Origin of the sequence: Acidilobus sp. 7A, assembly GCF_003431325.1 — an archaeon.
Classification (GTDB): domain Archaea; phylum Thermoproteota; class Thermoprotei_A; order Sulfolobales; family Acidilobaceae; genus Acidilobus.
In genome coordinates this window covers 841,213-855,387 of sequence record NZ_CP010515.1, presented here as the reverse complement: position 1 = coordinate 855,387, position 14,175 = coordinate 841,213, and the positions used below count along the sequence as shown (strand labels likewise).

General features: G+C 60.3%; 14 protein-coding genes. 8 read left to right on the top strand and 6 right to left on the bottom strand.

Going from position 1 to position 14,175, the window contains the following annotated elements:
- The first annotated feature begins 6 nt into the window (after window positions 1–6).
- The 3 genes from SE86_RS04300 to SE86_RS04290 all read left to right on the top strand — a co-directional run bounded on the left by SE86_RS04300 (window position 7) and on the right by SE86_RS04290 (window position 2,323).
- Window positions 7–948: an ABC transporter ATP-binding protein gene (locus tag SE86_RS04300; RefSeq protein ID WP_211096473.1), complete on the top strand. Its 942-nt coding sequence runs from the start codon at window positions 7–9 to the stop codon at window positions 946–948.
- The gene (locus SE86_RS04295; protein WP_117354428.1) at window positions 945–1,781 is read left to right on the top strand and encodes an ABC transporter permease; all 837 of its coding nucleotides are present in this window, start codon (window positions 945–947) and stop codon (window positions 1,779–1,781) included. Before SE86_RS04300 ends, SE86_RS04295 begins: the two co-directional genes overlap by 4 nt.
- 191 nt (window positions 1,782–1,972) lie before the next feature.
- On the top strand, window positions 1,973–2,323 hold the full coding sequence (locus SE86_RS04290) for a Rieske (2Fe-2S) protein (RefSeq protein ID WP_117354427.1): 351 nt from the start codon (window positions 1,973–1,975) through the stop codon (window positions 2,321–2,323).
- Window positions 2,324–2,706: 383 nt separating this feature from the next.
- On the opposite strand, the gene SE86_RS04285 is transcribed toward SE86_RS04290, so the two are convergent.
- From SE86_RS04285 to SE86_RS04275, 3 genes are all read right to left on the bottom strand, one after another.
- The gene (locus SE86_RS04285; protein WP_117354426.1) at window positions 2,707–3,582 is read right to left on the bottom strand and encodes a hypothetical protein; all 876 of its coding nucleotides are present in this window, start codon (window positions 3,580–3,582) and stop codon (window positions 2,707–2,709) included.
- 362 nt (window positions 3,583–3,944) lie between these two features.
- The gene (locus SE86_RS04280) at window positions 3,945–5,522 is read right to left on the bottom strand and encodes a hypothetical protein (protein WP_117354425.1); all 1,578 of its coding nucleotides are present in this window, start codon (window positions 5,520–5,522) and stop codon (window positions 3,945–3,947) included.
- A 152-nt stretch (window positions 5,523–5,674) separates the two neighbouring features.
- The gene (locus SE86_RS04275; protein WP_117354424.1) at window positions 5,675–6,274 is read right to left on the bottom strand and encodes a DUF99 family protein; all 600 of its coding nucleotides are present in this window, start codon (window positions 6,272–6,274) and stop codon (window positions 5,675–5,677) included.
- A 117-nt stretch (window positions 6,275–6,391) separates the two neighbouring features.
- Here SE86_RS04275 and SE86_RS04270 point away from each other — a divergent pair, with 117 nt between their 5' ends.
- Together SE86_RS04270 and SE86_RS04265 are read left to right on the top strand one after the other, a co-directional pair.
- Window positions 6,392–7,618 carry a phosphoglycerate kinase gene (locus SE86_RS04270; protein ID WP_117354423.1) on the top strand — a complete coding sequence of 409 codons (1,227 nt, stop codon included), beginning with the start codon at window positions 6,392–6,394 and terminating at the stop codon, window positions 7,616–7,618.
- Complete coding sequence (locus SE86_RS04265; protein WP_211096471.1) at window positions 7,615–8,034, top strand: universal stress protein; 420 nt, start codon at window positions 7,615–7,617, stop codon at window positions 8,032–8,034. The genes SE86_RS04270 and SE86_RS04265 overlap by 4 nt, the downstream gene beginning before the upstream one ends.
- Here SE86_RS04265 and SE86_RS04260 read toward each other — a convergent pair.
- Entirely contained in the window at window positions 8,027–8,230 is a 204-nt protein-coding gene (locus SE86_RS04260) for a hypothetical protein (RefSeq protein WP_117354422.1), read from the bottom strand. The two genes, SE86_RS04265 and SE86_RS04260, sit on opposite strands and share 8 nt — an antisense overlap.
- Before the next feature lie 69 nt (window positions 8,231–8,299).
- On the opposite strand from SE86_RS04260, the gene SE86_RS04255 reads away from it, so the two are divergent.
- On the top strand, window positions 8,300–8,728 hold the full coding sequence (locus tag SE86_RS04255) for a putative metallopeptidase (protein WP_117354421.1): 429 nt from the start codon (window positions 8,300–8,302) through the stop codon (window positions 8,726–8,728).
- A gap of 305 nt (window positions 8,729–9,033) precedes the next feature.
- Here SE86_RS04255 and SE86_RS04250 read toward each other — a convergent pair whose 3' ends face one another.
- Entirely contained in the window at window positions 9,034–10,428 is a 1,395-nt protein-coding gene (locus SE86_RS04250; RefSeq protein WP_117354420.1) for an ATPase domain-containing protein, read from the bottom strand.
- 868 nt (window positions 10,429–11,296) lie between these two features.
- Between SE86_RS04250 and SE86_RS04245 the strand changes: the two genes are divergently transcribed.
- Window positions 11,297–12,499 (top strand): Xaa-Pro peptidase family protein, encoded by a 1,203-nt coding sequence (locus SE86_RS04245; protein ID WP_211096470.1) that lies wholly within the window; start codon window positions 11,297–11,299, stop codon window positions 12,497–12,499.
- A gap of 126 nt (window positions 12,500–12,625) precedes the next feature.
- Here SE86_RS04245 and SE86_RS04240 read toward each other — a convergent pair whose 3' ends face one another.
- Complete coding sequence (locus SE86_RS04240) at window positions 12,626–13,231, bottom strand: hypothetical protein (RefSeq protein ID WP_117354419.1); 606 nt, start codon at window positions 13,229–13,231, stop codon at window positions 12,626–12,628.
- A gap of 239 nt (window positions 13,232–13,470) precedes the next feature.
- Between SE86_RS04240 and SE86_RS04235 the strand changes: the two genes are divergently transcribed.
- Window positions 13,471–14,160, top strand: a complete 690-nt coding sequence (locus SE86_RS04235) for a 16S rRNA methyltransferase (RefSeq protein WP_148666770.1) — start codon at window positions 13,471–13,473, stop codon at window positions 14,158–14,160.
- The last annotated feature ends 15 nt before the right edge of the window (window positions 14,161–14,175 follow it).

Below are 14,175 nucleotides of genomic sequence, written 5' to 3'. Positions count from 1 at the left end.
GAGGCCGTGGAGACCCAGAGCCTGACGCGGACCTTCAGGGTGAAATCTGCAGAGGTCAGGGCGCTGGACGGGGTTAGCGTCAGGGTTCCAAGGAGCTCCGTGGTGGCCCTTGTGGGGCCAAACGGGTCAGGCAAGACGACGCTGATAAAGATACTCTCAACGCTGCTGCTGCCCACGTCGGGGAGGGCCTACGTCATGGGGCACGACGTCACAAGGGAGGTAAAGGAGGTCAGGGGGAGCCTGGGCCTGGTGCTGACGGGCGAGAGGCTCTTCTACTACAGGCTGACGGGCTACGAGAACCTGCTATTCTTCGCGAGCCTCTATAACATGGGCCTGGGCGAGGCAAAGCAGAGGGCTAGGGAGGTGCTGGAGCTGGTGGGCCTTAGCAGGTGGGCAGACGTTCAGTACATGAAGTACAGCCTTGGCATGCAGAGGAGGCTGGCCCTCGCCAGGGCGCTAATTCACGACCCTCCAGTGCTCCTGCTTGACGAGCCAACCCTGGGCCTTGACCCCGTCTCGGCCAGGGAGCTCAGGGGCCTCGTGAAGTCGCTCTCGAGGGACAAGGCGGTGCTCATGACCAGCCACTACATGGGCGAGGTGGAGGGCCTGGCCGACTACATATACGTGATAAAGTACGGCAAGATTATAGCTGAGGGCACGCCGGCCGAGCTGAAGGCAGCGGTGGGCAAGGTGGTGGAGGTCTCACTTCCTTATGACGCCGTCCCCAGGGACCTCAGGAGGTTCATGGCGTTCGTCAGGGGTAACAGGGCCGTGCTCAGGGTGCCGAGCAGCATGGCCGACAAGCTGGACGGGAGGGCGGAGTACTACAGGGAGGAAGAGCCGACGCTTGAGGACGTCTACGCTGCCCTTGTCGGCGAGGAAATGATGGAGATAGACTACAGGGCGAGGGCCAGGGGCGCCTGGGCCTGGAGGGGTGGCATGGCTTGAGCGTGGCGAGGAGGCTTAGCATAGTGGCCGCGAGGCTCTACGCCTATGTCTACCTCAGGGGCTTCAGGGTCTGGAGCACCTACAGGACGCAGATAGCCCTTAACGTCCTCAGCTGGGTCCTTCCAGTGTTCACCTACTATTTCACTGGGACGGCGCTGGGTGCAAGGATAGTGAGCGGGGCCTTCAGTATGAGGCCCCAGGACTACACGCCCTTCGTGGTAATAGGCCTGGCGTTCCAGGGCTACGTCTCGTCAGTTATAACAACTATAAGCGGAAGGATGAGGAACGAGCAGCTCATGGGCACCATAGAATACTACCTTATGACCCAGAGCGGGGTCCTCGGCATGCTGATATACTCAACGCTGTGGGGCTTCATACTGAACTCGATAAGCACGGCGGTGACCCTGGCCGTAGGCTACGGCCTCGGGGTCAGGTACCTGGCGTCAGGGCTGCCAGCTGCAGTCATAATGGTGGCTGAGCTGCTCATAGCCACCGTTGGGATATCAATGGTGGCGGGCGGCATAGTTATGATAACCAAGCAGGGGAACCCAGTGGCCTTCTTCTTCTCAACTGTGACCACGTTGATAGCCGGCACGGTGTTCCCCGTCTCGGTGCTCCCGACCTGGCTGAGGTACATAAGTTATGCCGTGCCGCTGACGCCCGCCCTGCAGGGCCTCAGGCTGGCCCTCCTGGACGGCGTTGGCCTGGGCGGCGTCCTCTGGTATGTCGTTGTGCTCCTCATCTACGACTTAGTCCTGCTCCCCCTGGGGGTCGCGGTTTACACCTACGGCTTCAACAGGGCCAGGAGGGACGGCACCCTCAGCGAGTACTGAGCCTCAAAATCACCTGAGGGAGCCCTGAGGTCAGGCGACGCCACGAGGCGCAGGGCATCAATGCCAGGGGTCGCCGCCTGCTCCTACAAATGAGCGCAGCCCCTGAGGCCCGCGGCCGCTGAGCCCCATACAATCCATGTATAAGTTTTATTAACTAGTTGATTTGCTAACAATAGCTAGGCGATCTATGTATGGTATTTCGTAAGGTATCCGTCCTGGCTAAAATCTTTGATACGAGGGACCACGCCGTCATTATGGTAGATAACACCCCAATACTCATAGTCAAGCATAACGGCAACTTCTACGCCATGGACGCCAGGTGCCCTCACATGGGCTGCGGCGTGCTCAGCGACGTTGAGGACGGGCACATTGCCGTCTGCCCGCTCCATAAGGCTAAGTTCGACGTGCTGACCGGCGACATGGTTTCACAGCCAATAGTCATGCCTGAGAGGCGGTGCGAGTTTAACAGGGAGCTGCAGCCCCCGCTTAAGAGGTACGGCGTGAGGGTGAGCCCTGAGGGCCTCCTCGAGATCGATATCTAGCGGAGAGCTTCAACGTAATGGCCTTGTCTCACAGGGATATCATGCCCTTGGGCGGGCGTAAGAGCTGGCCTCCTCACCCGCCCTGAAGGGCGAGGGATCCTTGGGCGAGGAGGTCAGCTGTAAGGCGTGGGCCATGCCCACCTCTTTATTCACAAGTATATGGCATGCTCTTTGCCGCCTACCATATGGTTCTCCTCACGCGCGGCCAAGCCCATGTAGCCGCGTATGGCCTCCTACACGTCGCATTAGACTGCCATGCCGTAAGTGCCACTCGGTCCTGCGGCCAGGCCCTTGGCCTGATCAACTACTGTGCCGTGTTTGAGCTGGTCACTTGTCGCTGTCAGCCTCAGCCGCAGGTGCTGGCGGCCCCCAGCTGTGGCCATCTAATCCTGGGGCAGGACAAGGACGCCGTATGAGTTCAGCCTGTACCTGGCCAGGACGCTCACCTTAGTTGGGGGCCATGTTAGCGACGTGTACTCCATGCCGAGCTCCAGGCCGTTAAGGTAGAGGTCCATGACCTCGCTCCCCCACGACAGCAGCTCCCGAAGGGACCTGAGCATCAGGGTAAGGGGCACGAGCACGCTACCCGAGGCCAGGGGCGGCTCCATGACAAAAGCCACGTAGGTCCAGCGGCCGGGCCCCATGGGGTCGGCTATGTAAACTCCCCAGTTAACGACGTCTGGCCTGTCATTCACGACGGTGGGCAGCCCAAGGGTTAAGTTTGGCGACTGGTAGCCCATAGGGTTGAAGCCGGGGCTGCGGTAGAGCCATATCATGACCTCAAGCTCCCTGGGCCCCACGCTGCGCTGGCCTGGCCCCCTGGTCAGCCACAGGTCGAAGGCCAGGTTGCCCCTGCCGTTCGAGAACTCTACGAGGTAATCAACGTAGGCGATGGCCTGGGGGAGCTGGCCTACCTTGGCCGGCAGCTGGAGCAGGGGGGATGTGCTGGTTGAGAGCGAGCCCCAGGGCTTGTAGCCATATATGACCTCCGGGTAGCCCAGCACGGTCTCAGGGGGCCTCGCGGCCGTGGCCTCGCTGTAGGAGACCACAACGTTCAGGCCGTCGCTACACAGCTTAGCAGAGGAGCTGCCCGAGCCCTCCCAGGTGTTCCAGGGGTTTGGGTCCACAACCACGCTGTGACCCTCAGAGTCCTTCACTGTTACCCAGCTGGGCTCCCCAGCCTTTGTGGAGGAGGCCGCCACGCAGTCCCTGAGGCCGCTGGGAGGCACAAGGTTAAGGTAGCCCCCGAGGGACTTCAAGAGCGCTTCCCAGGCAAGGTGACCTCAGGGGGCTATATCCTCTGCTGCCGCCTGCCCCCTGCGCCCTGCCTCAATCACCTGTCTATTCATAGTCGAGCGCAGTGACTCCCCCTAGCCCCAGGGCCCCAGCGGCGCCGTTGGCGTCATGGGTGGTTGCTAGGCCCAACGGCGCGGGGCCCATATTTTACGGCGCTTCCCAGGCGTAAGTTTTCATGGCACTTCTGCCTTTGCGGGCTGTGCTGGCCTCTCCCGCCCTAAAGGGCGAGGCTTGCCTTTCACCTTTGTCACTAGGTTTAGAGGCTCACGCCAAAAAAGTTAAAGAAAAGGGGCCTTTACTAAGGCGCTTAGCGTCCCTTTAGCCTTCAGGGCGATGAGCTCACGTTTATAAATATCAGCCCCCTGGACATGGCGAAGCCGTAGCCGCTGGCGTTGTAGTACACGGGGGTCAGGTCACTGTAGTACATGTTAACGTAATACCGCGGGATGAAGTTGCTCACCCCCACGACGTAAAATGTCTGGTACTGGAATGGGTTGAGGACACCCGCTATCAGGTCTGCGAAGGCGATCGCCCCTGGCTGGCCGAAGGCCTTGCTCTCCATCACTGACGCTATGGCCGAGCCGAGGTCGATGCCTACGCTTATGCGGCGGTAGATGGGGCGGTAGATGGTTCCGTTAACGCTATACGAGAAATCATCGGAGAACGCGTTAAACATGCTGATAGGCCTCACCGCAGTGTAATTTGTCAGCTTCACGGCGTAGTCCTCCCAAATTACTGGCGCTGGCGTATTTGGCAGCGGGCACGTGGAGTTCATGCCAGCCTTGAAGAAGTAGCTTGAGTTCTGCATGAGGACCTGTTGCTCACGAGCCCACTCGCTCAGGTTGACGCACTTATCATAGCCCCACCAATAGTAGAGCCCCATGGTCGTCTGGTGATAGACATTCGCGATCTTAGCCTCCGTCGGCTGAAGGCTGAGGTACCAGGTTACTGGCCTGCCGAAGGCGCTCACCTCAGTCCAGTTGACCAGCGCGCCCTGGCCAACTATGTAGAGCTGGGCTATGTCGTTAAGATTCGTTGGGATGTCGGCCTCTGCGTCGATGGGCAAGAGGATCGTGTAGTTAAGCGCAGGCCCCATTACCGGGGAAAGCATCCTGACGGCCTGTAGCAGGTTCCCTGACTCGGCAACTCTTAGAGCGGCCTCGAACTCGCTGCCAGACAACGTGACGGAGTCCACGATGGCAGGGAGTCCTGATAGTTCTATATCCACAGTTGCGACGCCTTCGTTAACGGAAGTGACGAGAGGACTGGGCTGCGCTAAGGCCACGGCGAAGCTTATGGGCGCCATGCCTGTGTCGTTAGGGTACCAAGCAATGACGTGAGGTACCACGTAGAATGGGGGTGAGAGAGCCGACGCCTTACCTGAGCCCCTCGCGGCCGCCCCGCTGGCGTTCAGGATGGTCCTGAAGGGGCGGCCCATCACCGCGTTTACTACCACGCCCCAGCCGCCGCTCAGCGGGAAGCTCAGGTTAAGGAGCCTGTAGAAGGGCTGAGCCACGAGCTCAACGCTGCCGTTAGGCAGGCGTATGTAGTATGAGACCCATATGATTATCGATGGCTCAAAGACGCCTATGGCGACCCTGCCGTATGCGTGCACCCAGTCCTCGGCCCACCTGGCTAACCTGCCTGGGCCTATCACCGCCTGGAGCCCCGTCCCGTTGTAGATAGGTATGAACTCAGTTCCGTTAGGGGTCGGCGCCCAGGCCCACACTGAGAAGGAGGCGTTGGTGAGCCAGATCAGCGTGTGGTGGCTTCCTACAGCGTAAGCCCTTATTATTACATCCCTCCAGTAGAGCACGCCAGGCGTCAGGTAGAACAGCCCCGCGAGCAGCGAGGCTGAGACAATGATGACAAGGACGAGGGCCAGGGCCCTCTTGGTCCTCAAGGAGTCCACCAGGGCCGCTCTACGTTTGTGAAGTTATAAAATTTATTGGCTTACAGTTTTTATGACTTTGAATCGCACGTTCACCTATTTCTGTTATTATTTTCTATTTATATTTTAAAGTTTTATAATAGATTTTAATAAATTAACAAACTTCACAGCGCCTTGGACTGGCCCTCCTCTTGACCGCTCGCCCCCTTCTGCAAACCTAAGACATCGGAGGCCTCAGAGGCGAGCCTGTGGGCCACCCTTATGGGCTCAGGGACACGAGTGAAAACCTGGTATGACTCGACCAGCTCCCTGGCCTCATCAAGGCCTATGCCCCACGTCACAAGGTAGAGCTCCCCCCTGGCCGTCTCAACCCTCCTGGCGTTTGAGACGAGCGATATGGCCCTCAGCCTGAGCTCGGCGTCACTGAAGTGTTGCCTAAGAGGGGCCTCGAGCCTCCTGAGGCTCGGCATGTAGCTGTAGGCCACGACGACGGGGAGCCCCGTGAGCCTGTGGAGCGCTGGCAGGGAGACGAAGTTGAAGCCCCCGATCGTTATTGAGTCAAGCATTATGACGCCCGGGGGCCTGGCCATGAGTGATACCATGCCTGAGAGCACGGAGGTGGCGTCAAGGCCGTCGACCCTTATGAGGCCTATGGATGCCTCGACGGGCCACAGCTCCCTGTAGGAGACGCAGGCCACTGCCGTGAGGCCGCCTCCCAGCTTCCTCACGACCCCGTCGTCGCAGGCCACCGCGGTGAACTGCAACCCTTCCCCTGTGAGGGCTGCGAGGGGAGACTTATTTGGGGCCCTGGCCGCGCACCTAGAGGCCCTCCTCTAGGGCACTTTTACCTCCCAGCCGCAGGCCCCAGCTGGGGGGCAGTCCTGATACGCCTGGGAGAGCTCAGCATCAGGACCCTCGATGACCTTGACGCCAGGGGCTCGAGGGTGCTGGTCAGGGTGGACTTTAACTCCCCGGTTAACGACGCCGGGATGCTGATGGACGACTCAAGGATAAGGGCCCACCTGCAGACCATAAGGGAGCTGCTGGAGCGCGACAACGCGGTGGTCCTAATGTCGCACCAGGGCAGGCCGGGGGGCAGGGACTTCGTCAGCCTCAGGCAGCACGCCAAGGTGCTCTCGGCATACCTTGGACAGGAGGTGAAGTTCATAGATGACGTCATGGGGCCCTACGCCAGGGACTCCATAAAGTCCCTCAGGCCCGGCGAGGCTGCTATGCTTGAGAACGTCAGGTTCGCCTCAGAGGAGCTCGTCGAGGCCCCCCTGAGGCAGCAGGCGAACACATACCTCGTGAGGTACCTCTCCCCCCTCTTCCAGTACTACGTCAACGACGCCTTTGCGACCGCCCACAGGAGCGAGCCGAGCGTCGTCGGCTTCCCAGCTGTGCTCCCCTCGGCGGCCGGCAGGCTGATGGAGAGGGAGGTGGCGGCCCTTGCTAAGGTGCTTGACAGGTCCCTCTCGCCCAAGGTCTTCGTGCTCGGGGGAGCGAGGGTGGCGGACACCATAAAGGTTATTGAGAACCTCGTGAGGAACAGGCTGGCCGACAGGATACTTACAGGGGGGCTTGTGGGGGAGCTGTTCACGGTGGCGAAGGGTATCATGCTGAGCACGAGCAGCATGGAAGCGCTTGAGAGGTCAGGCGCCCTCGCCCTCCTGCCCAGGGCCAGGAGGCTCCTGATGATGGGCGCCCCCATAGAGGTGCCTGTTGACTATAAGGTGCTTGAGGGCGAGGAGGTGAGGGAGGAGCCCATGGGGAGGGTGAGCGGCCTAATAATGGACGTAGGGGGAGGCACTGTTGACGCGTACTCATCAATGGTGGAGGAGGCGAAGCTCGTTGTGTTGAGGGGCCCCATGGGCGTCGTCGAGGACCCGAGGTTCAGGGAGGGGACAGAGGCCATGATAAGGGCGGCCATGGATTGCAAGGGCTATGCAATACTTGGCGGGGGCCACGTCGCTGCGATGAGTGGCCTTGAGCCTGGCACGAGCGACGCAAAGGTGCACATATCAACGGGCGCCGCGGCCTTCCTAGCTTTTCTCTCGGGCGAGGGCCTCCCAGCGCTGGAGGCCCTGGCAGGGGGTGGCAGGGCTTGAGCAGGGGCGTTGAGCCGAGCTACACCATAAGCTTCTGGCTCAGGGAGCTGCTGGTGCCTGTCGACGGCTCAGGGTCAAGCATGAAGGCCCTCGACCTGGCAGTTGACTTTGCAATGAGGTACGGCTCTAGGCTCACCGTCCTCTACGCCTGCTCAGAGTGCTCAAGCGCTGACGTGGTGAGGAAGCTGGTCGAGGACAGGGTCGGGGGGAGGGCTGAGTACAGGTTTGTTGTGTCAAGGTACAGCCAGTCCTCCTCGAGCGCGGCAAACGAGATACTCAAGACTATAGCCGAGGGCTCCTACGACGCCGTGATAATGGGCGCGAGGGGGACAAGCATAAACGGCGACATAAACGTGGGGTCAACTGCCATTGCTGTCGCGGCCCACGCGCCTGTCACTGTTATACTTGTCAGGTGACGCCTGCCCTCCTTGGGGGGATGAAGAGGAGCCCAAGGAGGGCAGCCGATATAAGGAGCATGGCGACGCCGGCGTACATGACGTACCTGCATAGGGCGCAGCCGAGCGCCTCCGCGACGGCCCCCATGAAGAGGGCTATAGCCCCAACGCCGCCCAGTATGGCCGCGAGCAGGGCTGAGAGGTCGTCCCTCTCCAAGATTGCCCACCGCCCTGGAAGCCCTCTCCCCCTTCTTACTCTAAGGGCCTCAGCACTTAAGGGCACACCTTGAGGTTCGAGAGGGACAGGGACCTTGAGGAGGCGGTTAAGTGCGTTGTTGGAAGCCTGGGCCTCAGCTACATAGACCTCGAAAGGCTTTACGTTGTGAGGAGCAGGGGCTCAAGGTCAAGGGCCGTAGCAAGGATATACCTGATGCCATCGGCCTGGAGGTTCGCCCTGAACATGGAGCCAGCCTACCTCATAGAGTTCATCTCAGAGAGGTTTGACGGCCTGCCTCCAAGGGAGAAGGTGAAGGTCATAGTCCATGAGCTCCTCCACATACCGATGGCCTTCAGCGGGGGCCTCAGGCCTCACGGCAAGCACGTCAACGACAGGCTTGCCTCAAGGCTTGCCTCAAGGGTTGACAGCAAGTGTATAGAGCATTTAAGCCGCCTGGGCAACTCTAAGGCGGCCGATGAGGACACCATCAGTGACTGAGCGGTGGTGACGGGTTATCCCACTGAGGCTATGTTCTCATGAGATGCCTGGCGGCCAGCACTGCGGGGTCCCAGGCCCTGCCTGAGCTCGGGTGGTAGCCCATCTCCACGAAGAACAGGTCATCGGCCGTCATCCTCCTCATGATCGCAGCCGCTATGACGCCCAGCCCGCCTATGACCTCCTCTGGCCCACGAGGCCGCTGGCATCCCCGCGGCTCCGCCTATTACTAGGACCTGCACCGTGCCAGGGTCCCTTGGGCGGCCCAGGAGTTTAGCCTGAGCTCAGGGGCCTCCTCGGGAGGCAGCTCAGCGCTGACCCCTCAGGACCTGGAGCACTTGCCACCCCCCCCCCCCCATTAATATTGACCTGCAGTCAGCCTCCAGGCTGCCAGTGAGCACGGGCTCCCTCGGAGGAACCAGCTCGCCCCAGACCCTGAGCGGCTCGAGCACGAGCCTGTCATCCTTGACGTAGAGGTAGAGGACGTTGTCATAGTACGTCGAGAGCGGCACGTCCCAGGCGCCCTCCCTGGGCGAGGCGTAGAGGTGGAAAGTCATTATGCCCATGGAGGCCCTGCGCAGCAGCGTCCTGTATACGAGTCCCGTGTAGTCATCAAGCGTGTTGAACTCGCGGAGCAGGTGAATGCCCTCAACCACGATCAAGTCTGGCCTGAAGTCTCTGTCGCTCGCGTAGGTCCTAAGCTCAGCCTCCCCTATCGTCATTGAGGAGGCCTCGAAACTCTCAGCCACCAGGTTGTTTAGCTTGCCCTGCAACAGGTCGCCGCACGTTGCTAACACGTCCCTTAAGCTGGTTGTCCCGTGGATGTAGGAGCCGTACCGAGTCCTTAGGCCTAAGGCGACGGCAGGCGCCACCAGGTAATAGGCGGAGAACTGGACCGGGTCAACTGAGGGGTCGTAGAGTATTAGGGTGCCCATGCCCGGTGTTATCGTCAGCCTGCCCAGCTTGCACGCCCTCTCGTGCCTGGCGCCGCTCGGCAGCGCCTCGGGCCTCAGGGGAGGGGGGAACTCAACGCCCCTGGTCGTAAAGGCGTAGGGCAGCGAGGCGTACTCTACGTTAGTCCCCCTCATCTTCCTTATCTCGGCGTACCTCTCGAGCTTGTTCTTGACGACCCTGTACTTGAGAACTATCACGCCGTCAGCTATGAACTCCTCAGGGCCAATGGGCGAGGACTCGGCCCCAAACGGCAGCTCAGCTATAAGCAGAGAGGTCGCCCCCCTCCTCTTGAGGCCAAGGTAGAGGGCTGAGTGCATGATCTCCCTGGCCCTCGGGGGGTCCCTGGCGAGCTGCTCAACAGCTGTGACGCTGTCAAGCACCACCCTCTTCGCCCCCATGGAGTCCACCTGGGAGAGCACGTCCTCAATAACGTCGCCTAGGGCCTCTGGGTCGCTGACGCTGAGGGCCTCGTAGTACTTGAAGGCGCCCCTCCCCTCGAGCGGCCTGAAGTCCATGCCGAAGGAGGCGGCGTTGTCGATGAAGTCGTCCCTCGGCTCCACGAAGCTGACGTACAAGGAGGGCTCCCCCGACGCTGCGCCCGCGTAGGCGAACTGGGAGGCCAGCGTGGTCTTCCCTGCCCCAGGGTAGCCAGCCACGAGGATTATTGAGCCCCTCGGCACGCCCTCAATGAACAGATCATCTAGCCCTGGCACGCCCAGCAGGACCCTCTGCCTCCCAGCTGAGCCCATTGCGAAGTCATCTTCCTACTAATTGAAGTCCGGTTAGGTTTTTTAAATTAACGGCCTTAGGGAGGGCTGGGTCCATTATATGGGCGGGGCTTGCCTTTCGCTTTGTCATTAACTTATCGGTATGAGTCCTCGCAGTAAAATACGAAATGATCTCTACTTGATATGGAAAGGGCTCAGTCTGTCGTTTAAGGCGACCCAGCCGCCCGACGACCTGCTAAAGAAGTGCCCAGGCAGGCGAGCTCGTGCCTTAGCCTGGGGACAAGGGCGGACCTGCTCGAGGCCAGTACGACTGCGCTGAGCCCTATGAAGACCCAGGCAGGGCCGCCGACCTCGTAATTTTTCCACACAAATTTGGGTGGAAACGTTGTGAGGCCTTACGGGGCCTTCACGGCGCGCCGGCTGATGTTAGTGGGACCGCGGGAGCTGCCGGCGGCTGCCCTTCGCGGCTCGTCCTCGCCGCTTCCCCTCTCCCCGCGCCGTCTGCGGCCCGTGGCGCGGGAGCCTCAGTCGTAGAATTCCCTTTACGACTGTAACGCTTCTACGTAACTACTAGTTATTTTAATCGCTTCTAAATATAGTTTTGTCAAGTTACTTTTATATAGCATTACCGAGGCAGTCTTCATTGGTGACCCCCACCTGATGACGGACTCCGCTCACGAGGGTGGGGTGATAAAAGTGGATGGGAGGGTAGTGAGTGGTATTTCCCTCGACAAGCCCCAAGGACTTAAGGGTGACTGCGTGTGATCCCTTAAGAGGGGTGCCCGCGGCGGAACTAGAAGTAAGGAAAAGTCACGCCACGGGTAAACACTAAACTCTCCAACGGGATCTTTTTAATTTTCCCAGGACTTAGGGGGCACGGCGCAGCCTATTGATACCCAGGGTATCTGAGACGGAGCTCAGCAGAAGGCTTAAGGTCCTCAGGGACAGGGCGGCCGCCTCGGGGGCGCAGGCTGCCCTGCTGACGTCGCCTGTGAGCATCTTTTACTTCACAAACCTCTCCTTCATAACGACCGAGAGGCCTGTGGCCTTAATAGTGCCAGTTGACGGGGAGCCGTTCGCCGTGCTGCCGAGCGTCGAGAAGGGCCACGCCGAGTACAGGAACTCCAAGTGGGGAGGCGTCGTCAGGCGCTTTGAGTACTACTTTGACTACCCAGGGGACGTCCACGTGGCCAACCTCATCGCTGATGCCATAGCTTCCTCAGATGTCAGGTCCGTCATGGGGGAGCCCCTGGGGCCCAAGGGAGCCTACGGCTACTCCGGCCCGCCGCTGCAGGAGCTGCTCGCCAAGAGGGATGTCAAGTGGATTGACATGGGGGACCTGGTGGCTGAGATGAGGCTCGTCAAGTCAGAGGAGGAGGTGTCGCTGATTGAGGAGAGCGGCAGGTGGGCCTCGAGGGCAGTAGACGTCGCTAGGGGCCTCATGGAGCCCGGGAAGTGGGACTGGGAGGTGTCGCTGCAGGCAAGCCTTGAGATAAGCAAGGAGATGAACGATGTCTACAGGCCCTACGTTCCCCTCAGGGGAGCTGTGGGCTGGGCGGTCGGCTTCAGGGGGCAGGTGGGCGAGTTCTCGGCCTTCCCCCACGCGCTTGTAGCCGAGAGGCCCATGAGGGATGGGGACGTTATTGGCATAGGCTCGGGGCCTGAAATAGGGGGCTACTTCGCTGAGCTCGAGAGGACCCTCATACTTGGGGAGCCCAGCGCCGAGGTCAGGGAGCTCTTCGACAAGATGCTTAAGGTCAGGGAGGCGGCAGCTGAGGCCCTGGGGCCCGGCGTCAAGGCGTCTGAGGTGGACGCGGCGATGAGGCGCAGGGCTAAGGAGCTCGGCGTTGAAAACCTGCTGAGGCACCACACGGGCCACGGCCTTGGCCTTGAGGAGCACGAGCCGCCTTTCCTCGACGTTGGGATAAGCGAAGTCCTGAGGCCTGGCATGGTGGTAACCGTTGAGCCAGGGCTCTACGTGCCGGGCCTGGGTGGCTTCAGGCATAGTGACACCTTCCTCATAACTGAGGGCGGTGCCAGGAGGCTCACAAGCTACCCAGAGGACATAGACAAGCTCAAAGTTAAGCGCTGAGCTCCACGGCCTGGGAGCCCCCTATTTCCTATTATTATAATAGGTAGGCAGCGGCCTGCGCGGGGCGGAAGGCTAACCATCGTTCACGCCCGCGCGCTTATAGATACGCGATGCGAAAATTATGACTTAATATAGGCCATACATTTCCTTAATCTTCAACGCTATCTTATCATACTCCTCCTTGGTGAAGTCGGCCGGAAGAAGGCCGCATTTCTTTGCAAGCTCTATCGCTTCAATAGTCTTCCCGTCCTTCAGGGGCTCTATAGATCGGCTGTTGACATGCAGTAGCTGCCTTCTCTGCTCATCATAATCTGTGTGCACGTGCCTGAAGTGAGTTACTATAGCTACTATTTTCGCCTCCTCCGGTGATATCATGCCGTAAAGCAGGGCGTCCCTGGCGTACGATGTCCTCAGTGGCCTTACTTTCCTCTGACACAGCGGGCAGTAGAAAGAGGCCCTGCCGGCCTTCCTTGACCTCTCGCTGTACGCCCTCTTCCTCCTCAGCTCCTCCTCAGAGTACTTGGGCAGTGCGCGAACCTTGTCGAGGACGCCCTGGAGCTCCGCCTCGTCGAGGAGGAGGGACCTTGGGCCGGAGCCGTAGTGCGGGTTCTTGACGTACTTGAAGTTCTTCAGCAGGCCAGCCTCGACTGCCTGGTCTATCTGGTGCGGCGTCAGGCCGTACCTCTTCACGGCTGTCGTCTTGTAAATGAATTTCCTGTCCGGCTCAGCCATCCGGCTCGCCCCAAGCCTCAGCCTTATGCCCCTTGAGTTGTTCCTCCACAGCCTAGCTCACAGTTTCTCCGAGGACTGCCTTAGCCTTCAACGCTTATAGCGGTAGCCTGGCCGGGCCGCTTCAGGAGCTTGCTAGGAAAACGCAGAAAAGCTCGCCCTCCAGCCCAGCCTATGTGATGAGAGGAGCAGGGGCTTCTGAGGGGAAGGATGAGGAGGCCTCCAATCGCTGAGGGTTGCCTATGGCCAAGGTCACCATAGTACTCCTTGAGGCTGCCCTTGAGCTTGTCCCAAAGGAGATAGCAGGCCACCCGCAGGTGGTTAAGTCTGCAAGGAAGTACGGCCTCAGGCCAAGCGACATGCTCCTTGACGCGGGCATACACTGGAAGGCCATGAGGTCCCTGGACTCCTGGTGGAGGAGGGGGAGGCCAGACGTAGTTCACCTGAGCCTCCTTAACCTCCTTGAGAAGGCCCCAGTGAGGGAGGGGCTTGCGGAGGTCTACGTGCACCTCCAGGACGGCAGGGTCCTCGCCTTCTCTCCAAGCGTCAGGATACCCAAGAACTACGACCGCTTCAAGGGACTCATGACGCAGGTCCTTAAGCTTAACAGGGCCCCTCCCCAGGGCGAGGCGCTCATATGGAAGGCCAGCGACAGCCTGAGGGAGCTCCTCGGCGGCAGGGGACTTCTGCTGCTCAGTGAGGACGCGGAGGTCGAGGAGAGGCCAGCTGACGTCGTCAGTGAGGCGGCGGAGGGCAACATGGTTATAGGCTTCGGCGCCTTCCCCAGGGGTCCGTTCTCCCAGGAGGTCCTCTCGGTGGCCAGTAGGAAGGTTAAGATAAGGGGAGGGGAGCCTCTCAAGGCCTGGGACGTGGCCTGCGCCCTCTCGTGCGCCCTCTACGACCTGGCTGAGGTACTCAAGGGCCAGGACTAGCCTCATTAGGCTTCA